We start from the raw sequence: 20,742 nt of genomic DNA, 5'->3' as shown, positions 1-20,742 counted from the left end.
CGGGACAGTCGTGAAGGTGAAGGGAATGACGCGGTGCGCCGAAGTGCACCGCGCAAGGGACGAGTTACTTTGCAGCTGCCACAGTGTCCGCAGGCTTCGGATCGACCAAGGCGCCGGGCGCGATCCGTTGCAGCCCGCTGACGACGACGCGTTCACCGGCGGTAAGACCGCTTTCGATGATTCGCGATCCGTCCGAGATGCTGCCGACGACGATCGGGCGATAGGCAACCTTATTGTCGTCTCCAACCACGAAGACGAACTTCTTGTCCTGGTCGGTACCGATGGCACGTTCGCTCACCAGGATCTTGTTCGCCGCGTGCGGCTGACCCAACCGAACCCGGACAAACTGGCCCGCCATGAGGCGCCCGCCTGGATTATCGAATACTGCGCGCACGCCGACGGTCCCGCTCGAAAGCTCGACTTCGTTCGAGATCAACTGAAGCTTGCCTTTGATCGGCGTTCCCTGGTCGGCAAGCGTGCCCATCTCGACCGGAATTTCCTCGATCGGCGGTAGAGCATCACCGGAGGTCGGCAATTGTGCCAAAGCCTTGGCTACGGTTTCTTCGCTGACATTGAATGCGGCATAGATCGGATCGACCGAAACCAGTGTCGTCAGCGCCGGCGATGCCGAGCCGGCGGCGACGAGATTGCCCACGGTCATCTCGACCTTGCCCACGCGTCCCGAGACAGGCGCACGTACATTCGTGTAATCCAGTTCCAGCTGAGCCGCATGCAAGGCGGCTTCCGCCGTTGTGACGGCAGCCTGCGCTTCAGCCAGAGCATTGCCGCGCTGGTCGAATTCGCTCTTGGATATGCTGTTGCCAGACGAAAGCTTTTGCCCACGCTCGAATTCCGTCTTGGCGAGTTGCAGGCGCGCCTGCGCCGACGCCAGCTGCCCCTCGGCCTGAGTGACGGCAGTCTTGAAGGGCTCCGGATCGATGGTGAACAGCAGGTCGCCAGCCTTGACCAGCGCACCCTCGCGGAAATGTACACCCTCTATGGCACCAGCCACACGGGAGCGAACCTGGACGCGCTCGATGGCTTCGAGCCTGCCGGAAAACTCTTCCCACGAGCGGATTTCGCGGTTTTCCAGGACGGAGACCGTCACCGGAACTGCCGGCGGAGCCGCCGCAGCAGTGTCCGTTTCCGCAGCCGCGATCGTACCGGGCAGTTGATAGACGAGCGCTGCGACGGAAATGGACGCAGCAAGACCTAGGCCGGTGCCCATCAGGGCCCAGCGTTTCCATGTCGATGTCATGGCTATTCTCCTTGAAGCCCACTCAGCGGGCTGACGATGTCTTCACAAAATCATTGAACGCGTATGTCTCGGATGAACTCCGAAAAGTATCGGCAGACGCTGTCTCCGTAGGCGGGCGCTTGGGTCACCGCGCCTCCGTAGACCGATGGCCAGCCCGTTCCCGTTTCCAGGACATGTCTGCTGACCATCACACCCGACCGCTCTAATCCATCGGCATAGGCCTGTGCCTCGTCGACGAGAGGATCGTCCTTCGACGAAATGATGAGCGCCGGTGCCATTCCCGACAGCCGCGAGCACAGTCGAGGTGCGGCATAAGGATGACACACACCGGCGCTCAGATAGTGGTTCCACCCCTCCGACCAACGTTGACGCATGCCGACCGCATCCGCCATCTGGAAGGAGGCCGTCCCCATGAAGGGATCAAGCAAAGGCGAGAAGAGAACCTGCCCGTCCAGCGCCTCGGCAAAATTGTCACGCGCCTTCAGTGCCACACCTGCCGCAACATTCCCGCCGGACTCCTCGCCCCCGATCAGCAACTGCGATTTCCGGTCTCCGAGCCCTGCGCGTTTCTTGGCAAGGTAGGAAAAGATCGAAAATCCGACCTCCAAGGGCTGCGGGAAGACCCCGCCCAGGGGGCCATTATAGTCGGGGACGACCACAATGGCGCCGGTCTCGGCAATGCACTTCGCCAGCTGGCAATCTCGCGGGCCCGACTGGAGGAAGGCGCCCCCATGAAAGTAGAGCACGACGGGCGGACCTTTGGCGTAGTCTTCACCCTGGTAGACACGTGCCGAAACGGGGCCAATGGCCACCTTATCGAGCGTCATATCTTTGATTTCGACCGTCATCTCACCACCTGAAGCTCATCGGACCAGCCGAAAGCGAAGTCATATCTATCATTGATCGACATGGACTGAGAAGTATGGCAAAACGGGCTTCACTGTCCGGAATTCCGAATAATAGCCTTCAACAGGATTAGTCACTATGGACCAGCTGTCAGCCATGCGCGCTTTCGTGCGAGTGGTCGAGACCGGTAGTTTTACCCGTGCCTCGGCCGCGCTAGGCACGCCAAAGGCCACCGTCAGCAACCTGATCCAAAATCTTGAAGCCCACCTGCAGACCAAGCTGCTGAACCGCACGACGCGGCGCGTGGTGGTGACCACTGACGGCGCCCTTTATTATGAGAGAGCGGTCCAACTGGTCGCTGAGATTGACGAACTGGATGGCAGCCTATCGCGATCCAGAACCAATCCCGCAGGCCGTCTCCGTGTCGAAATGGCCGGCGCCTTTGCCGATCTCCTCGTGATTCCGGCTCTTGCGCAGTTTCACGCGCAGTTTCCCGATATCCAGATTGATCTTGGGGTGGGAGATCGCACGGTGGACTATCTCGCGGAGAACGTCGACTGCGCGCTCAGGGCAGGAGCACTGCGGGATCAGTCACTGATTGCCCGCAAGGTGGGCGAAATGGCCCTCGTGCCTTGTGCAGCCCCTCGCTATCTGGACGAGTTCGGAATGCCCAACCATCCCAGCGAACTCGTCGATCGGCACCACTGCGTCAACTACTTTCTCGCCACAACCAATCGCACGATCCCCTTTGACTTCATCCGGCATGGGGAGAAAATCCAGGTCAATTCCCGCTATATCGTTTCCGTTAATGATGCCCGCTCCTACCTCGCGGCAGCCCTGTCAGGCCTGGGTATCGCTCCACTTGCCCACTTCATGGCGGCCGACGCGCTCCGACAGGGGCATCTCGTGCGTGTGCTGCCGGAGTGGCACATCGAGTCCATTCCCATGTACATCGTCTATCCACCGAACAGGCATCTGAGCAACAAAGTCCGGATCTTCGTCGACTGGATAGTTCAGCTTTTGGCGAAGTCGCAGCTCAAGCTGGAGGGATGAGAACACGCCAGTTTCAGATCAGATATGAGAGCTTCCGCGGAGAATACCATGTGATGGCGCGCAAAAATGGCCGGAAAGACCTTGTCTTCCGGCCATTGCTTAGCTGGCTACCAACTCTGTTCGAAGCGCAGAAGAACGACGGCTTTCTTCAGCGGGAGCGCAAGTTCAATGCGCGCCGGACATGTCGCCCAGCACTTCCTTCGAAGCGACTGTCGAATCCGCGTTCAGCTTGTAGACCATGGGAACACCGGTCGCGAGATTGACGCTGAGGATCTGCTCCTTGGTCAGCTTGTCGAGAACCATCACGAGAGAGCGCAGCGAATTGCCATGGGCCGCAACCAGTACCTTTTCGCCGCGCAACACGCGGGGCAGGATCTCGGTCAGATAATAGGGCCAGACGCGGGCGCCGGTGTCACGCAGGCTCTCGCCGCCCGGCGGCGGCACGTCGTAGGAACGGCGCCAGATATGCACCTGCTCCTCACCCCACTTGGCGCGCGCGTCATCCTTGTTGAGGCCGGAGAGATCGCCGTAGTCGCGCTCGTTCAGCGCCTGATCCTTGATCGTCTGAAGCCCCGTCTGACCAACGTTTTCGAGGATGATGTTGCAGGTCTTCTGGGCCCGCGTCAGCACTGAGGTATAAGCGACATCGAACTTGATGCCGTAATCGGCGAGCGCCTTGCCGCCGGCATTGGCTTCCTGCACGCCAAGTTCCGTCAGGTCCGGATCACGCCAGCCGGTAAACAGGTTCTTCAGGTTCCAGTCGCTCTGGCCATGGCGCACGAGCACGAGGGTACCGGTCATCGACAATTCCTCTCTTGACGATCAGGGGGTGGAGTTGAGCCCGAGCACGTCGAGCATGGTATAGCGGCCGGGCTTCTTGTCGAAGGCCCAGACGGCAGCCGTGAGAGCCCCGCGTGCAAACAGCGAACGGTCGCCGGCACTGTGGGAAAGGGTGATGATTTCGCCTTCACCGGCAAAAAGCACGGAATGCTCGCCGATGACGGAGCCTCCCCGCAGCGTGGCAAATCCGATCGAACCCTCTTCGCGGGCGCCGGTATGGCCATCGCGCACCCGCACGGAATGGCTGTCCAAATCGACACCTCGCCCTTCCGCTGCCGCCTGTCCCAGCAGAAGCGCCGTGCCGGACGGCGCATCGACCTTGTGCTTGTGGTGCATTTCCAGCACCTCGATGTCCCAATCGGAAGCGTCCAGCGCCTTTGCGGCCTGCTTGATCAGGACAGACAGAAGATTGACGCCGAGGCTCATATTGCCGGATTTCACCACCCGTGCATGCCGGGCCGCAGCATCGATCTTCTCTTCATGTTCCGGCAGGCAACCGGTCGTGCCGATGACATGGACGATACGCGCCTGAGCCGCAAGCGCGGCAAACTCCACGGTCGAGGCAGGCGAAGTGAAGTCGATGACGCCATCGGCATGCAGGAAAGCTGCCAACGGATCGTCGGTAACAGCAACGCCGAGTGTGCCGGCTCCCGCAAGCTCTCCGGCATCCTTGCCGAGAGCAGGTGAGCCTGGGCGCTCGACGGCGGCGTGAAGAACCAAGCCCTCCGTCTGGCAGATCAGGTTGATCAGCGTGCGTCCCATGCGCCCGGCGGCACCGACGACGACGAGCTTCATTGGAGAGGTCATGGTCAGATTTCCTGCAAGACGTCTGAACCGCCATGAGCGGCCTGGAGATTGTGCAGGCGAGCGTAAAGACCGCTCGGCCGCTGTGCAAGGCTCTGATGCGTGCCTTCCTCGACCACACGGCCCGCCTGCATGACGATGATCTTGTCTGCCTTGATAACGGTCGAGAGGCGATGGGCGATCACGATGACCGTGCGCCCGACCATGGCGGCATCGAGTGCCTGCTGGACCGCTGCCTCGGATTCTGCGTCGAGCGCCGAGGTCGCCTCATCCAGAAGCAGGATCGGTGCATTGCGCACGAGAGCCCGCGCGATCGACAGCCGCTGCCGCTGGCCGCCAGAGAGCGTCAACCCGTTCTCGCCGACGGGGGTGTCGTAACCCATCGGCTGCGCCAGGATGAACTCATGGGCATTGGCAAGCCGTGCCGCATCCTCGATCTCCGCGTCCGTCGCCTCGGGCCGTCCATAGCGGATGTTGTCGCGGATCGTTCCCTCGAACAAGTAAGGCTGCTGCGAGACATAGGCCAGGTGATGACGCAGCGATGCTTTAGTGACATCGGCAATGTTCTGTCCGTCGATCAGGATAGCGCCTTCGGCGGGGTCGTAAAACCGCGGCACGAGCGTGATAATTGTCGATTTTCCTGCGCCTGAAGGACCGACCAGTGCCGTTGTCTTGCCGCCTTCGGCCACGAAATCAAGTCCATGCAGGACCGGGTCGTTGCTTCCATAGGCAAAACGGACGTTACGAAACTCGACTCGGGCCTCGGTGACCTTGAGCTCCCCAGCACCAGGCTTGTCGCGCTGATGCGTCTGCATGTCGAGGATCTCATAGATCATCTTGGCGTTCACCGCCGCGCGTTCCATCTGCACCTGCAGCTTGGCCAAGCGTTTGGCCGGTTCATAGGCCAGCAGAAGGGCGGTGATGAAGGAGAAGAACGCACCTGGTAGCACGCCGCCGTAAATTGCCTGGTAGGCAGCATAGGCCATGACCCCAGCAACCGACAGGCCTGCCAGAGACTCCGTCAGCGGGCCATTGCGTTCGCTGAGGCGGGCGATCCTGTTGGAGCGGCGCTCTGCGGCATCAATCGTCGACTGGATCTTGCGCTGGAGCTGCTCTTCCATCGTGAAGGCTTTGACGATAGAGATGCCCTGAACCGTCTCCTGCATGGCGCCGAGTACATGCGAATTCAGGATAACAGATTCTCTGGTCGCGCTTCGCAGTCGCTTGGCGAGGTAACGAAGGCCGAGCAGCAGGGGGGGCGCGACCGTGAACACGATTAGTGAAAGCACCACATCCTGCACGAACATCACGCCGACGAGCGACACCAGCGTGACGAGGTCGCGAGCAAGCGACGTCACCGTCAGGTTGAGCACATCGCGTACACCGTTGATGTTCTGGTTGATCTGCGCAGACAAGCGCGCAGACCGGGATTCATTGAAATAGCCGACCGACAGCGTCATCAGGTGCGCAAACAGGCGGCGCTGGTACCGCGCCACGATATTGTTGCCGATCTTTGCAAGGGTAACGGCCTGGCCGTAACCGGCAAAGCCGCGAATGACGAATGCTGCAAAGATCGAACCGCAGATGGTCCAGATCAGATCTGCCCGGCGGTTGGCAAAGGCCTCGTTGATGACCGATTCCATAATCCATGCCGTAAAGGCTGTCGTCGCCGCTACAGTGAGAAGGCAGACGATGGCGAAGGCATAGGCGCCCAGATGCTCGCGGCCATTTTCGGTAACCACCCGACGCAAGACGGCGGTGATGCTGTCCCTGTCCAGCGTTTCGTTGGATTTGCCCTTGGCGCTCAAAAGAAAAGTCCTGTGCTGTTGCTATAAGCAGATCCCCTTGGGGCCGCCGCTCTATAGCCAGTTGCAGCACATTTGACCATAGCGCCTATTCTGCAGCCATATTGCGCCAGTGTCGGCCCTCGGTAGCGAGACCAAAATCCGATGGCGCGCTTGCGAAGGCTGCAAGGCCGTGAAGGGCCGCTTGTGGATGCGTGACCACGAATGTGGGGATGCCGTGCAGCAGGCCCTGATGCGGTGCCTTGTCTTCGAAAGCAGCGCGAAATTCGCCGCTCTGCAGCGCCGGCAGGATCTTCGGAGAAATGCCGCCGGCGAGGAATACGCCACCCTTCGCCATGAATATCAGTGCAAGATCCCCCGCCACACGACCGAGATAGGTAGCAAAGAGGCTGAGCGCTTCTCCAGCCAAGGCGTCTGCTCCAGAAATTCCTGCAGCCGAAACTTCTGCCGGTTCTTCGTAGCGAGGGGTCCGGTTGCCTTCGGCTTTGCAGAGCGCGCGATATATGTTCATCAGCCCCCGACCCGAAAGCAGTTCTTCCGCAGAAATTCGCCCGAGCGTGGCGTTTCCGTCATGCACCGGGGTCAGATGGGGCCAGATGGCATAATCGCGTTCCGTGCGCGGACCGACATCCACATGTCCACCTTCGCCGGGAACCGGAAACCACGTATCCCGTGCCCGCAGGAGCCCGGCAACCCCGAGCCCCGTTCCCGGACCGAGCACAACCCGCGACCCGAGAGGCGCATCGCTTAGCGCGCCGAGCGGCTGCCGGTCGGAGACGCCGAGCGTGGCAGCTGCCAGCGCCTGCGCTTCGAAATCATTCAGCAAGAGCACTTCGGCAAAGCCGAGTTCGGCCATCAACACCTTCGGGCGCACGACCCAGGGGCAGTTCGTGAGCGGCACCTCGTCGCCCTTGATAGGGCCTGCAAGGGCGAGGATCAGCGATTTCGGCTTGTGCATCGTCTGGGCGAGTACGGATATGCGGATCGCCTCGTCGATCGTGGCGAAATCTTTGTTGATCACGTTTGGAAAACTGATGGCTTCGCCGCTGTTGTCGAGCAGGATCGAGAAGCGGGCATTCGTGCCGCCGATGTCGCCGATCAGGATTGGAAAGGGAAGGGTATCGTCACGCTGTGTCTGGGCCATGGTTTGTCCGGTCTTGGCTCCACTGCCTCAGGCAGTCAGGGTCTGCATCAGGATGTCGGCGGTCGCAAGGTTGAGCGCCATCGGGATGTCGTAAACGGTTGCGAGCCGCATAAGTGCCTTCACATCCACATCATGCGGCATCGGAGTCAAGGGGTCGACGAGGAAGACCAGCATGTCGACTTCACCCGTGGCAATCAGCGCGCCAATCTGCTGATCACCGCCCAGTGGACCACTTTTCAGCCGGGTGACGTTGAGGTCCGGTGCTGCGTCCTGAATGCGACCCCCTGTCGTTCCAGTCGCCACGATCCGCCAATGGAGAAGCTTCGCACGATGCCGGCGGGCGAACTCCGCCATGTCGTCTTTCTTCTGATCATGGGCAATCAGGGCGATGCAAGGGAGGCTGGTCATGATGGATCGGCAGCTCTTTTAAATCGATTTGATACCCTCTACCGCAGAGGCTTCTGCTTGAAAAGCCACCCGATCAGTCCTGCATCAATATCCGCTCGGGCGTGCAGGCGGGACAGGAACCTCGACGGGCAGTTCGAAGGGCGTTGCAAGAGCTTGAGCCGGTGCAGCGAAGGCGGACGCAGTGGGAGCCAGCATTTGCCCGCCAGCCGGTCGATACGTTGCCTCCAGTTCGTTTCCAGCGCCGTCCGCACGCAATACTGCGCGGCAAGCTTTCGGCAGGTCTGTCAGTTGCATCGCTCTCGGCCTCGGTGCCGGTTTGGCGTTCGGGTCCTTTTTCGGCGCCTCCCAAGGCTCCTTGGTAAACCACCAGGCAAGCGACTTGTCGCAGCCGTCTCCGGGTCCAACTGGCGCCTGTGGTTTGCAGCCGGTCGCACCTTCCGGGCAACGAATGCGGATATGGAAATGCTCGTCATGGCCATAGATCGGCCGAATCTTGCCAAGAACCACCCGGTCACCCGTCCAGGTCTCGCAGAGTTTCTTCTTGATGGCCGGATTGACGAACACCCGTTCCACCTGCGGATAGCTGGCAGCCTGAACGACCACCTGCGCATGGATGTTGGTCCATCGGCGCTTGTCGACAGTTAGGAACTTGCTCTTGTCGAGCATGGAGGTGAACGGCATATCCTCGCGCTGCTGCGGCGACAATGGCTGCGCCGGCTTCGGCGTGAACCAGATGTCGGCATCCAGGCCCACCTGATGGGAGGCGTGCCCCGACAGCATCGGCCCGCCGCGGGGCTGCGATATGTCGCCGATCAGGATGCCCGATCCCCATCCCAGTTGTGCCGCATCCTGAGAAAATCGCTCCAAAAGCGCGATCATCTGCGGATGCCCCCAGCGTCGGTTGCGCGAAAGCCGCATGGCCTGCCATGTCGGCCCATCAGTGGGAATGGCGACAGCCCCTGCTATGCATCCTTTTGCGTAGGATCCATAGGGGGAAGGAGCCGCCCGGGTCGGCAGTGTGGCGCCGCCGAACAACTCTTTGGCCGGCGTATCCTGTGCCTGTGCGACATCGACGGCAGAAGCCGATACGGCTCCCAGGATCATGAGGGCTGCTGCAAGACTGCGGCAGGCGTTGAGTGGCGACATCGACAACATTTCCTAACGGTTTGACGATCCGGGTGGACGGATGAATCACATACGAATGCTACCGTGAAACAGGATTCGGGTGAAACTGCGAACGCGCGCGATTTCAATTCTGCGTCAGCATCCCTGTATTTCTCAGGGTTTTGTCTTATTCTCCTGTCAACTAATGAACGGGGTTTTGGGCATGGCTTTGAAAGCGCGACTTCTCAACTGGCTGATGGTTGCTGGGCTGACGGTGAGCGCTGGCGGTGTGCAAGCGCAGGAACCAGCTGCTCCTTTCAAGCATGGGGTCGCAATCGTGGGTGAAGTCAAATATCCACCGGGCTTCCCCCATCTCGACTACGTGAATCCTTCAGCGCCCAAGGGCGGCACCCTGCGACTGTCGGCGACTGGTACCTTCGACAGCTTCAATCTCGTGCTCAACAAGGGTGAGGCTGCACCGGGTCTCGCGAATGTCTTCGACACCCTGTTGAAGGACGTCGATGACGAGGTATCGACGGGTTACGGCCTGTTGGCGGAGGGTGTATCTTTTCCGCCGGATTTTTCCACCGCGACGTTCCGTCTCAGACAGGAAGCCCGCTTTGCCGACGGTGCGCCCGTGACGCCTGAAGACGTGATCTTCAGTTTCGACAAGCTGAAGGAACTTAACCCGGTTTACACCAACTACTATAGTCACGTAAAATCAGGCGAAAAGACCGGCGACCGCGACATCACGTTCCGGTTCGATCAGAAGAACAATCGCGAACTACCTATGATTCTCGGCCAGTTTCCGGTGATGCCCAAGCACTGGTGGGAAGCAAATGGGCCCGACGGCAAGCCGCGGGACATTTCCCGGACCACTTTGGAAGCGGTCATGGGCTCGGGACCCTATGAGATTGCGGATTTCAAAGCGGGGTCGACCATTCGCTACGAGCTCCGCAGTGATTATTGGGCCAAGGACCTCAACGTGAATGTAGGTCAGAACAATTTCGCGACAATCACCTACACCATGTTCGGCGATCGAGACGTTGAGTTCGAGGCTTTCCGCTCCGGCAATACGGATCTATGGGTGGAAACCCGGGCTGCACGTTGGGCGACCGGTTTCGATTTCCCGGCCGTCAAAGACGGACGCGTCAAGAAGGAGGAATTCGAGAATCCCTATCGTGCCACGGGCATCATGCAAGCTCTGGTCCCGAATATGCGGCGCGACCTGTTCAAGGATCAACGCATTCGTCGGGCGCTGAACTACGCGCTCGACTTCGAGGATTTGAACCGCACGGTGTTCTATGGGGCCTATCAGCGCGTCGACAGTTTCTTCTTCGGAACCGAACTGGCCTCTCGTGGCCTTCCGCAGGGCAAAGAACTGGAACTTTTGACAAGCCTTAAGGACAAGGTTCCGACCGCCGTCTTTGATACTCCCTACACCAATCCGGTGGGGGGGACCCCCCAGGCGGCCCGTGAAAACCTTCGCAAGGCCGTCGAGTTGTTCAAGCAGGCTGGCTACGAATTGCGAGGCAACGCCATGGTCAATTCTAAGACGGGAGAGCCTTTTCGCTTCGAACTGCTTCTGTCGAGCCCCCAACTCGAAATCGTAGGCGTCCCATACCAGCAGCAACTGCGAAAGATCGGCGTAGACATGCAGGTGCGGACGGTCGACGACTCGCAATATACCAACCGCATCCGAGCTTTTGATTATGATATGACATGGTCCGTCTGGGGCCAGACGCTCAATCCCGGCAACGAGCAACGGACGTATTGGTCTTCAGCTTCGGTTGACCAGCAGGGGTCGCAGAACTATGCCGGCATCGCGGATCCTGCCGTTGATGCATTGATCGATAAGATCATTTTCCCGGCCGACCGCGATGAGCAGGTTGCGGCAACAAAGGCCATGGATCGCGTACTGCTTGCCCATGATTACGTCATACCTCTGTATTACGGCAGAACCGCCCGCTACGCCTACTGGGACAAGTTCGAGCATCCGGCTGAATTACCGACGTACAGCACTGGATTCCCGTCCGTCTGGTGGGCCAAGTCGCTTTGAAAACGACGACGGCACTTGCACCTCCTGTGGGGCGGGCTACGAATGAAGCATACGAATCGCTCTACGACGGAGGCTTGCGCATTGGCGGATGAATACAGGTTGTGGGCGGGCAGTGGCCATACCCCTGCAGGGCAACCCGCATGACCGCATATATCTTCCGCCGGCTCCTCTTGATGATCCCGACCATCATCGGCATCATGGGCATTTCCTTCATCGTCATCCAGTTTGCCCCGGGCGGCCCTGTGGAGCAGGTGATCGCGCAACTGAGCGGTCAGGGCGACAGCGCCGATGCGCGGCTGTCCGGCGGCGGCGATATGCTCAACCAGCCGCAGTCCGCAGATGAAGGAGGCGGGCGCTATCGAGGTGCTCAGGGCCTCGACCCCGAACTGATTGCCAAGCTTGAAAAGCAGTTCGGCTTCGACAAGCCCCCGCTCGAACGCTTCGTCGAGATGATGTGGAATTACATTCGCTTCGATTTCGGCGAGAGCTTCTTCCGCAATACCTCGGTCATCGACCTGATCATCGAAAAGATGCCGGTGTCGATCTCGCTTGGAATCTGGGTCCTCTTGATTTCGTATGCCATATCCATCCCGCTCGGTATCAAGAAGGCCGTCTCCGACGGCTCGCGCTTCGATGTCTGGACTTCTGGCGTCATCGTCGTCGGCTATGCCGTGCCCGGCTTCCTCTTCGGTATCCTGCTGATCGTTCTTTTTGCTGGCGGGTCCTTCTTCGACTGGTTCCCCTTGCGAGGTCTTACCTCCGACAATTTCGCCGAGCTCTCCTGGTGGCAGAAGATCCTCGACTACTTCTGGCACCTCACGCTGCCGCTCACAGCACTTCTGCTTTCGGCCTTCGCGACGACGACGCTGCTCACCAAGAATTCGTTCATCGACGAGATCAAGAAGCAGTATGTTGTGACTGCCCGCGCCAAAGGTTTGGCCGAGCGACAGGTGCTCTACGGCCATGTGTTCCGCAATGCCATGCTGATCGTCATCGCGGGCCTGCCGGGCGCCTTCATTTCCGCTTTCTTCACGGGTTCTCTGCTGATCGAGAACATCTTCTCGCTCGATGGCCTGGGCCGCCTTGGCTATCTCGCGGTCGTCAACCGCGACTATCCGATCGTGTTCGCCACGCTTTACATTTTCTCCCTGATGGGCCTCGTCGTCGGCCTCATCTCCGATCTCATCTACACCTGGATCGATCCGCGCATCGACTTCGACCGGAGGGACGTCTGATGTCCGCCGTCGAAACCGTCACTGTTGTTCCGCCGAAGAAAACCTGGCTGAAACCAACGAATCGTCGCCGCCTTGAAAACTTCAAGGCGAACCGCCGGGGCTTCTGGTCGTTCTGGATCTTCATGATCCTGTTCGTGCTCAGCATGTTTGCCGAGTTCATTGCCAATGACCGGCCGATCATCGCCTCCTATAAGGGCGAGATGCTCTTCCCCGTTCTCGTTGATTATCCGGAAGAGAAGTTCGGCGGCTTCCTCGCCGTGACCGACTACCGCTCGCCCTTTATTTCAGACGAGATCAACGCGAACGGCTGGATGATCTGGCCGCCCATCCGCTACTCGTATCGCACGGTCAATTCCGAAGTGCCGCATTCGGCACCAACGGCACCCTTCTGGCTGATGGGCAAGGATGAGCGCTGCGCCGCCTATCCGCTGAAGGCGGAGGATCCGAACTGCGTGCTCGGCAACATGAACTGGCTCGGCACCGACGATCAGGCCCGCGACGTCATGGCCCGTATGATCTACGGCTTCCGCATCTCGATCCTCTTCGGTCTGGCACTCACGGTCGCCTCTGCCGCGATCGGCGTCACGGCCGGTGCCGTGCAGGGCTATTTCGGCGGCTGGACAGACCTTCTGATGCAACGCTTCATCGAGATCTGGTCTTCGATGCCGGTCCTCTACATCCTGCTGATTATCGCCGCCATCCTGCCGCCCGGCTTCTTCGTCCTGCTCGGCATCATGCTGCTTTTCTCCTGGGTCGGTTTCGTCGGCATCGTCCGGGCCGAGTTCCTGCGTGCCCGAAACTTCGAATACGTGAATGCGGCCAGGGCGCTGGGCGTTGGGAATGGCACGATCATGTTCCGTCATCTCTTGCCGAATGCCATGGTGGCGACGCTAACCTTCCTGCCCTTCATTCTCTCGGGCTCGATCACCACGCTCACTTCCCTCGACTTCCTCGGCTTCGGCATGCCGCCCGGTTCTGCGTCGCTGGGCGAACTCATTGCGCAGGGCAAACGCAACCTCCAGGCTCCCTGGCTCGGCCTCACCGCTTTCTTCACCATGTCGATCATGCTTTCGCTCCTGATCTTCGTCGGCGAAGCGGTGCGCGATGCGTTTGATCCGAGGAAGACCTTCCGATGAAGGCGGGTTCGTCAAACGAGAGCACCTGTGGCATGATGCGACGAGTCCGATCAGGAGCGTGATGCCATGAACAAGATCGTCAGAGAGCACTATCCGGTTGAGAACTTGCCAGCAGATCTCCGCGAGGGGCTGGCGGAGGGCACTACCGTGCGCATCGTGGTGGAGATGGAAGGCGACGCACCGAACCCGGCCAAAACGAGCTTTGATGAGTTTATGAAAACGGTAGAGGCCTATCGTAGTCAGAACGGCCGGCGCGTTACAACCGCTGAAGCTGTGGCGCGTATTCGGGAACTTCGCGACGAATGGGACGACTGATGCCGCAACGGCACCAACTCTATCTGGACACGAATGCCGCCATCTTGCTGGTCGAGGGTGAGGGTATCCTGCGTGAAATGCTGCGAGACCTGACCGATAAGGCATCATCCCGACCGGGCGCGATCCTGGCTACCGGCGCGTTGACTGTGTCGGAACTTTTGGTCAAGCCGTTGCGCCAAAACGACACGAGGCTGATTGAAATCTATAGGGCCTGGGTCTCGGGGCTGCCTTGGCTGCAGATTGTTCCCGTTTCCAATGGCATTCTTGATATGGCTGCACAATTGCGTGCACGGCGTGCCGGTCTGAAGCTTCCCGACGCCATCCATGTCGCATCGGGTCTTGCCATCGGCACCACGCATTTCTTGACCGATGACCACGGTATCTCGAACTCTGTCACAAGTGCGTCCTCCGAAGAGCCTGGCTCGTTTGAGGTTTGCCACTTGGATGCCCCATCTCTCACCTCCCTGATCGAAAGCCTGTCCGCATCATGACTGAACCACTCCTCTCCGTGCGCGATCTCTCCGTCGCCTTCCACCAGGGCGGACGCGAGAGCCTGGCGGTCGATCGAGTGTCATTCGAAATCAAGCGCGGAGAGATTGTCGCTCTGGTCGGCGAATCCGGTTCCGGCAAGTCCGTCTCGGCCGCGTCGATCCTCAAGCTTCTGCCTTATCCCTCCGCCAGCCACCCGTCTGGACAGATCCTGTTCGATGGACGCGACCTGATGGAGGCGAGTGAGCCTGAGCTGCGCGGGGTTCGGGGCAACGATATCACCATGATCTTCCAGGAGCCGATGACCTCGCTCAACCCGCTGCATTCGATCGAGCGGCAGATCGGCGAGATCCTCGCGCTTCACCAGGGGCTGTCAGGCGCTGCGGCTCGCGCCCGTATCCTGGAACTGCTCCATCAGGTCGATATCCGCGAACCGGAAAAGCGGCTGACTGCCTTTCCGCATGAGCTCTCTGGCGGCCAGCGCCAGCGGGTGATGATTGCCATGGCGCTTGCCAACAGGCCGAAGCTCCTGATCGCAGATGAGCCGACCACGGCGCTCGACGTTACCGTCCAAGCCCAGATCCTCGAACTTTTGGGACGCCTGAAGGTAGAGCACGGCATGTCCATGCTCTTCATCACCCACGATCTCGGCATCGTCCGCAAGTTTGCCGATCGCGTCTGCGTCATGACCAAGGGTGAGATCGTCGAGGCAGGCGCGGTCGAAGAGATATTCGAGCGCCCGCAGCATCCCTATACAAAGAAACTGCTCGCCTCCGAGCCGCGCGGCGAACCGCCATTGCTGGACGAAAGCAAACCTGTCGTCATGCAGGGCGAAGACATCCGCGTCTGGTTCCCGATCAAGGCCGGCTTCCTGCGCCGTACCGTGGATCACGTAAAGGCCGTCGACGGCATCGATCTCACACTGCGGGCCGGGCAGACACTCGGCGTCGTTGGCGAATCCGGCTCCGGCAAGACGACACTCGGGCTCGCGCTCTCGCGCCTCATTTCGTCCAAAGGCCGCATCAGTTTCATCGGCAAGAGCATCGACAGCTTTTCCTACAGCGAAATGCGCCCGCTGCGCGATCGTTTGCAGATCGTCTTTCAGGACCCCTTCGGGTCTCTCAGCCCACGCATGTCGGTCGGCGAGATCATTGCCGAAGGGCTGAAGGTTCATGAGAAACAGTTGACCTCGGAAGAGCGGGACGGTCGCGTTGCCTGGGCACTCGAAGAAGTCGGCCTCGATCCTGCCACCCGCTGGCGTTACCCCCATGAATTCTCCGGCGGTCAGCGGCAACGCATTGCCATCGCCCGCGCCATGGTTCTGAAGCCGCGTTTCGTGATGTTGGATGAGCCCACATCCGCGCTCGACATGACCGTCCAGGCCCAGGTCGTTGACCTTCTGCGCGATCTTCAGGCCAGGCATGACCTCGCCTACCTCTTCATCAGCCACGACCTGAAGGTTGTGAAGGCGCTGGCAAACGAATTGATCGTGATGCGCAACGGCAAGGTGGTCGAGCAGGGACCCGCTGCCGAGGTTTTCGCAGCACCCAAAGCCGATTATACCCGCGCCTTGATGGCCGCCGCCTTCAATCTTGAAGCCGCCGAGATCGGTGGCGTCCGCCAGTAGAGAATTCTAATCATGCCCGATAAAAGCCCCATCATCATCGATCTTCGCTTCGACCGCGACAGCGTTCTGCGTGCCTTGCCGGAGGCGTTTGCCGGTCGGCAGGTCATCGATCTCGGCGATCCCGCCAATCGCGACCGGGATCTGTCCGAGGCCGCTTATGCGGTGGTCTGGAAGCCGGACCCGGATCTCTTCCGTCGTGCCAGCGGGTTGAAGGCAATCTTTTCCGGCGGCGCCGGCGTTGATCACATTCTTTCCAACTACCAGCTTCCCGACCTGCCCATCGTGCGCTTCGTCGACCGCAGCCTGACGGATCGGATGAGCGAGTGGGTGGTGTGGCAGTGTCTGCATCATCTTCGTAACGGTTTCACCTACGCCGAACAGCAGCGCACGCACGTCTGGAACGAAATCGCCGCCCAGCCGGAAGCACGCGATGTCACTGTTGGCATCATGGGTCTCGGCGTGCTCGGAGCTGATGCCGCCGCAAAGCTCAAGGCCATGGGCTTTCGTGTTATCGGCTGGTCGCGCAGCAAGAAAGAGATAGACGGCATTGAAACCTTCAGTGCCGGCGGCCTGGACGAGTTTCTCGGCCGCACGGACATCCTTGTCGGCCTTCTGCCGCTGACCGATGATACGCGCGGGATCTATGACAAAGCGCTTTTCTCGAAGCTGTCGCGAGTGGGAGCGCTGGGCGGCCCGGTCTTCCTCAATGCCGGGCGCGGCGGCAGCCAGAACGAGGCAGATCTCGTGGCCTGCCTGACTGACGGCACTCTGAAGGCTGCCTCCCTCGACGTCTTCGTGAACGAGCCACTTGGTCCCGACAGCCCCTTGTGGACCTTGCCCAATGTCCTGGTCACACCCCATGCAGCGGCCTCATCGGAGGTACGCGCACTGTTTCGGCATGTCGAACAGCAGATAGATCGCCTCGAAGCCGGAAAACCTCTGCAATTCGTCGTCGACCGGACTTCCGGATACTGACAGGTCCGTGAGCTTCGGAACATTCATAGCCTGCTCCCGTTTGCCTAAGGAGAACGGCGTCAAAAGACGTCTTTTCCGAAAACAGGGAGAGTGCCATGAGCAGCAGAACCGACCTTCCAAATGCTACGGATCGTAGAACCCGCGGTTTGCAGCCCGAGCCGATGACCCCAACCGAAGCTCGCCAGGGCTTTCGCGGCAAGCCGGTCTTGATCGTGCTGCTGGCAGGACTTGTCCTTGCCATGCTCGTCTGGATCCCGGCCGAATGGTGGGGCAATTCGATCGCGCCGAGCAATCCGGCCAATGAGCCGACGACTGAAACGGCCCCTGCGCCGGCACCGAATACGACCGAATCCGGCACGCAGAACATGCCGCAATCGAACCCGACCCCGGGCCAGTGATAAACTTCAGTCACTGGACAAGGCAGTTTCGATTGCCGATAACATGCAGCAGAAGCGGTCGCACCGTGGCGACCGCTGATCACGGGCTAATCGGCAGTGATCGGTAAGGCAGCGGCAGATGACCAAGACTGATATCGCGACCAGGGTTTACAATCACGCCTGGAAGCTCGACCCGATCATTCGCAGCCTGATTGACACCGACTTCTACAAACTTTTAATGCTCCAGATGATCTGGAAGCTCTATCCGGACGTGCACGCAACCTTCACGTTGATCAATCGCACGACCTCCGTGAGGCTCGCCGACGAGATCGATGAGCAGGAGTTGCGAGACCAGCTGGATCATGTCCGTGCCCTTCGTCTGAGCAAGAAGGAGATGATTTGGCTGGCCGGTAACACCTTCTATGGTCGTGCCCAGATCTTCGAGCCGGAGTTTCTCGCCTGGCTCGGTAACCTTCAGCTTCCGGACTACGAACTGACCAAGCGAGATGGCCAGTATGAGCTGACATTCCACGGCCCCTGGATGGAAACGACGCTGTGGGAGATTCCCGCACTCGCCATCATCAACGAGCTACGTTCCCGGGCTGCCATGCGCTCGCTCGGCTATTTCACCCTGGATGTGCTTTATGCGCGGGCCAAGGCCAAGATGTGGTCGAAAGTCGAGCGGCTGAAGGAGTTGCCGGGGCTGCGTATTTCGGATTTCGGCACCCGTCGGCGCCACAGCTTCCTGTGGCAGCGCTGGTGCGTTGAAGCGCTCAAGGAAGGGATTGGCCCCGCCTTTACCGGCACCAGCAATGTATTGCTGGCTATGGATTCTGATCTTGAGGCCGTCGGCACCAATGCCCATGAGCTGCCAATGGTCGTCGCCGCCTTGGCACGCAATGACGAGGAACTTGCCGCAGCCCCTTACCGCGTCCTCAAGGATTGGAACCGCTTGTATGGCGGAAACCTGCTGATCGTCCTGCCGGATGCATTCGGCACCACCGCATTCCTCCGCGACGCACCTGAATGGGTGGCAGACTGGACGGGCTTCCGCCCCGACAGCGCCCCGCCGATCGAAGGCGGCGAGAAGATCATTGACTGGTGGAAAAAGATGGGGCGCGATCCGCGCAAGAAGCTGCTCATTTTCTCGGACGGTCTCGATGTCGACGCGATCATCGATACCTATCGCCACTTTGCCGGTCGCGTCCGCATGAGCTTCGGCTGGGGCACCAATTTGACCAACGACTTTGCCGGTTGTGCACCGGTTGAGATCGCTGGACTGAAGCCGATTTCCATCGTCTGCAAGGTGTCCGAAGCCAATGGTCGTCCTGCGGTGAAACTGTCCGACAATCCGCGCAAGGCAACGGGTGAACCCGCTGAAGTCGAGCGCTACCTCCGATTCTTCGGCTCGCAGGACCGCGTCGAGCAGGCCGTTCTCGTCTAGCCTCCATCTCCATATGGGAGGCCGCTTGCGTGGAGAGCCTGCGCCATGCTCTCTTGGGCAGAGGCGGGAGGGAGCCCGTCTGGCAAGGGAGGAAGAACCATGGACATGCAAGGCAGCGAGCGGATCGAAGCGTCTATCGATGCCGTCTGGAAGGCGCTCAATGACCCGGACGTCTTGAGACAGGCGATTCCCGGGTGTGAAAGCCTCGAGAAGACGTCAGAGACATCAATGGTGGCCAAGGTCGTTCTGAAGATCGGACCGATCAAGGCGAAGTTCGAGGGCGCCGTGGAACTGCAGAACCTCAATCCGCCGCATTCCTACACCATCTCTGGAGAAGGGAAGGGCGGTTTGGCCGGCTTCGCCAAAGGCGGCGCAGATGTCTCTCTGGAGAGTGACGGCCCATCCGTGACGATCCTGACCTATGTCGTGAAGGCAGAGGTCGGCGGTAAGATTGCCCAGCTTGGAAGTCGCCTTATCGAATCAACCTCGAAGAAACTGGCGGCTGAGTTCTTTTCAAATTTCGGCGCCGCTGTCGGCGCGGAGAATGCAACGGACTCTGCCTGACCCGGGCAATTAAGGAACACTCGACAGCCTTACGCAAGCCTGTCACCTCAATCTGGCTCCGGCCGAAATGATTCGGCGAGAAGGGGACATGACGATGAATGAGGGACCGGATCAATATTTCGACCAGCAGGACATGGCTGTGAAGCTGATGCTGATCGAGAACAAGTCTGACGAGCTCACCGACATTCTGGTGGAAGCGCTTCAGGATGCGCTGAAGCTGCTCGACGAGGAATTCTCGACCGTCCATTGATCCTGGCGACCGGCTGATCAGAGCCGGTCTGACACCTGGATCCCGGCCGGGCCGAGAATGACGGCCACGAGTACGGGCAGGAAAAACAGGATCATCGGTACAGTCAGCTTCGGCGGCAGTGCTGCGGCCTTCTTCTCGGCCTCGTTCATGCGCTCGTCGCGGCCTTCCTGCGCCAGCACGCGCAAAGCCTGGGCGACCGGCGTGCCGTAACGGTCCGCCTGGATCAGTGCTTGGACAACGTTTTTCACACTGTCGAGCTGGGTGCGTGTGCCCAGATTCTCCAGCGCCTGGCGGCGATCGGGCAGGAATGACAATTCCGCCGTCGTGAGAACCATTTCCTCCGCCAGTTCCGGTGATTGCTCGCCGATTTCGTCGGAGACGCGGCGCATGGCAGCCTCAAGAGATATCCCGGATTCCACGCAGATCAGCATCAGGTCCAGAGCATCCGGCCACGCGCGGCGGATCGAGTGCTGGCGCTTGGAGATGCGGTTGGAAACGTAGATGATCGGCAGATAGAAGCCGATGTAACCGCCGACAATGGTGGCAAATATCCGGATCGGAAGAGCCTTCTCGGCCAGATTGCCCAGCACGAAAATCCAGAACGCCGTCAGCAGCAGTGTGCCGAACGGCAGGAGAAACCGTGCGACAAGGAAGATGTTCAACGCGTTCTGCGAACGCAGGCCAGCAGCCTTGAGCTTGTCCACGGTCTTGTCGTCGACCAGCGCCTTGCGCAGGTTGAAACGTTCGACGATCTGCCGGACCGACTGGTTGTTGTTAGAGCGTAGCGTGGCGCGGCTTTGGGCCGCCTCCGCATTCAACTTGGCTCTTTCACGCGCCCGGATCAGGTCGCGCTCCGTCGAAACCGCCCGCATCCGCTTGTTCAGGTCGCCCTTTTCGAAATAGGGCATGACCAGCGTGTAGAAGGTGCCGAAAACGGCAAGCGAAACCAGAACCGCAAGAATAAGCGCGGGATTGGCGATTTGGGCAGCCCAGTCTTCCGTCATGCCGA

At 59.9% G+C, this 20,742-nt stretch carries 21 protein-coding genes; 12 read left to right on the top strand and 9 right to left on the bottom strand.

Going from position 1 to position 20,742, the window contains the following annotated elements; translation table 11 throughout:
- Positions 1 to 64: 64 nt before the first annotated feature.
- Positions 65 to 1,258 carry an efflux RND transporter periplasmic adaptor subunit gene (locus ASE36_RS08530; protein WP_062277713.1) on the bottom strand — a complete coding sequence of 398 codons (1,194 nt, stop codon included), beginning with the start codon at positions 1,256 to 1,258 and terminating at the stop codon, positions 65 to 67.
- A 50-nt stretch (positions 1,259 to 1,308) separates the two neighbouring features.
- Positions 1,309 to 2,106, bottom strand: a complete 798-nt coding sequence (locus ASE36_RS08525) for an alpha/beta hydrolase fold domain-containing protein (RefSeq protein WP_062277709.1) — start codon at positions 2,104 to 2,106, stop codon at positions 1,309 to 1,311.
- A gap of 136 nt (positions 2,107 to 2,242) precedes the next feature.
- Between ASE36_RS08525 and ASE36_RS08520 the strand changes: the two genes are divergently transcribed.
- Positions 2,243 to 3,157, top strand: coding sequence for a LysR family transcriptional regulator (locus ASE36_RS08520; protein ID WP_062277707.1), 915 nt, complete (start codon positions 2,243 to 2,245; stop codon positions 3,155 to 3,157).
- 165 nt (positions 3,158 to 3,322) lie between these two features.
- Here ASE36_RS08520 and ASE36_RS08515 read toward each other — a convergent pair whose 3' ends face one another.
- The 6 genes from ASE36_RS08515 to mepA form a co-directional block, all read right to left on the bottom strand.
- Complete coding sequence (locus ASE36_RS08515; RefSeq protein WP_062277703.1) at positions 3,323 to 3,958, bottom strand: 2,3-bisphosphoglycerate-dependent phosphoglycerate mutase; 636 nt, start codon at positions 3,956 to 3,958, stop codon at positions 3,323 to 3,325.
- Positions 3,959 to 3,979: 21 nt separating this feature from the next.
- Positions 3,980 to 4,792 (bottom strand): 4-hydroxy-tetrahydrodipicolinate reductase, encoded by an 813-nt coding sequence (gene dapB, locus ASE36_RS08510; RefSeq protein ID WP_062278227.1) that lies wholly within the window; start codon positions 4,790 to 4,792, stop codon positions 3,980 to 3,982.
- A gap of 14 nt (positions 4,793 to 4,806) precedes the next feature.
- Positions 4,807 to 6,579, bottom strand: a complete 1,773-nt coding sequence (locus ASE36_RS08505) for an ABC transporter ATP-binding protein (RefSeq protein ID WP_413813651.1) — start codon at positions 6,577 to 6,579, stop codon at positions 4,807 to 4,809.
- A gap of 115 nt (positions 6,580 to 6,694) precedes the next feature.
- Complete coding sequence (locus ASE36_RS08500; RefSeq protein WP_062277698.1) at positions 6,695 to 7,750, bottom strand: glucokinase; 1,056 nt, start codon at positions 7,748 to 7,750, stop codon at positions 6,695 to 6,697.
- 27 nt (positions 7,751 to 7,777) lie between these two features.
- Entirely contained in the window at positions 7,778 to 8,158 is a 381-nt protein-coding gene (locus ASE36_RS08495; protein WP_062277695.1) for a methylglyoxal synthase, read from the bottom strand.
- An 84-nt stretch (positions 8,159 to 8,242) separates the two neighbouring features.
- Positions 8,243 to 9,304, bottom strand: coding sequence for a penicillin-insensitive murein endopeptidase (gene mepA, locus ASE36_RS08490; RefSeq protein ID WP_062277690.1), 1,062 nt, complete (start codon positions 9,302 to 9,304; stop codon positions 8,243 to 8,245).
- Between the two features lie 214 nt (positions 9,305 to 9,518).
- On the opposite strand from mepA, the gene ASE36_RS08485 reads away from it, so the two are divergent.
- From ASE36_RS08485 to ASE36_RS22540, 11 genes are all read left to right on the top strand, one after another.
- Complete coding sequence (locus ASE36_RS08485) at positions 9,519 to 11,321, top strand: extracellular solute-binding protein (protein WP_062278225.1); 1,803 nt, start codon at positions 9,519 to 9,521, stop codon at positions 11,319 to 11,321.
- Between the two features lie 140 nt (positions 11,322 to 11,461).
- Positions 11,462 to 12,556, top strand: coding sequence for a microcin C ABC transporter permease YejB (locus tag ASE36_RS08480; protein ID WP_062277687.1), 1,095 nt, complete (start codon positions 11,462 to 11,464; stop codon positions 12,554 to 12,556).
- Positions 12,556 to 13,692 carry an ABC transporter permease gene (locus ASE36_RS08475; RefSeq protein ID WP_062277684.1) on the top strand — a complete coding sequence of 379 codons (1,137 nt, stop codon included), beginning with the start codon at positions 12,556 to 12,558 and terminating at the stop codon, positions 13,690 to 13,692. The genes ASE36_RS08480 and ASE36_RS08475 overlap by 1 nt, the downstream gene beginning before the upstream one ends.
- Positions 13,693 to 13,758: 66 nt before the next feature.
- Positions 13,759 to 14,007, top strand: coding sequence for a hypothetical protein (locus ASE36_RS08470; RefSeq protein WP_062277680.1), 249 nt, complete (start codon positions 13,759 to 13,761; stop codon positions 14,005 to 14,007).
- On the top strand, positions 13,995 to 14,498 hold the full coding sequence (locus ASE36_RS08465; RefSeq protein WP_082510899.1) for a PIN domain-containing protein: 504 nt from the start codon (positions 13,995 to 13,997) through the stop codon (positions 14,496 to 14,498). Before ASE36_RS08470 ends, ASE36_RS08465 begins: the two co-directional genes overlap by 13 nt.
- Complete coding sequence (locus ASE36_RS08460; protein ID WP_062277673.1) at positions 14,495 to 16,123, top strand: ABC transporter ATP-binding protein; 1,629 nt, start codon at positions 14,495 to 14,497, stop codon at positions 16,121 to 16,123. The genes ASE36_RS08465 and ASE36_RS08460 overlap by 4 nt, the downstream gene beginning before the upstream one ends.
- Positions 16,124 to 16,135: 12 nt before the next feature.
- Complete coding sequence (locus ASE36_RS08455; RefSeq protein WP_062277670.1) at positions 16,136 to 17,098, top strand: 2-hydroxyacid dehydrogenase; 963 nt, start codon at positions 16,136 to 16,138, stop codon at positions 17,096 to 17,098.
- A gap of 95 nt (positions 17,099 to 17,193) precedes the next feature.
- Positions 17,194 to 17,496, top strand: a complete 303-nt coding sequence (locus ASE36_RS08450; protein ID WP_062277667.1) for a hypothetical protein — start codon at positions 17,194 to 17,196, stop codon at positions 17,494 to 17,496.
- A 118-nt stretch (positions 17,497 to 17,614) separates the two neighbouring features.
- Positions 17,615 to 18,919 (top strand): nicotinate phosphoribosyltransferase, encoded by a 1,305-nt coding sequence (pncB, locus tag ASE36_RS08445; RefSeq protein ID WP_062277664.1) that lies wholly within the window; start codon positions 17,615 to 17,617, stop codon positions 18,917 to 18,919.
- 99 nt (positions 18,920 to 19,018) lie between these two features.
- Positions 19,019 to 19,483, top strand: coding sequence for a CoxG family protein (locus ASE36_RS08440; protein WP_062277661.1), 465 nt, complete (start codon positions 19,019 to 19,021; stop codon positions 19,481 to 19,483).
- Positions 19,484 to 19,571: 88 nt separating this feature from the next.
- Entirely contained in the window at positions 19,572 to 19,733 is a 162-nt protein-coding gene (locus ASE36_RS22540) for a hypothetical protein (protein ID WP_156378587.1), read from the top strand.
- A 17-nt stretch (positions 19,734 to 19,750) separates the two neighbouring features.
- On the opposite strand, the gene ASE36_RS08435 is transcribed toward ASE36_RS22540, so the two are convergent.
- Entirely contained in the window at positions 19,751 to 20,737 is a 987-nt protein-coding gene (locus tag ASE36_RS08435) for a type II secretion system F family protein (protein ID WP_062277657.1), read from the bottom strand.
- Positions 20,738 to 20,742 lie beyond the last annotated feature (5 nt).

Source organism: Rhizobium sp. Root274 (assembly GCF_001429245.1).
Classification (GTDB): domain Bacteria; phylum Pseudomonadota; class Alphaproteobacteria; order Rhizobiales; family Rhizobiaceae; genus Allorhizobium.
This window is presented reverse-complemented; position numbering and strand designations above follow the sequence as displayed.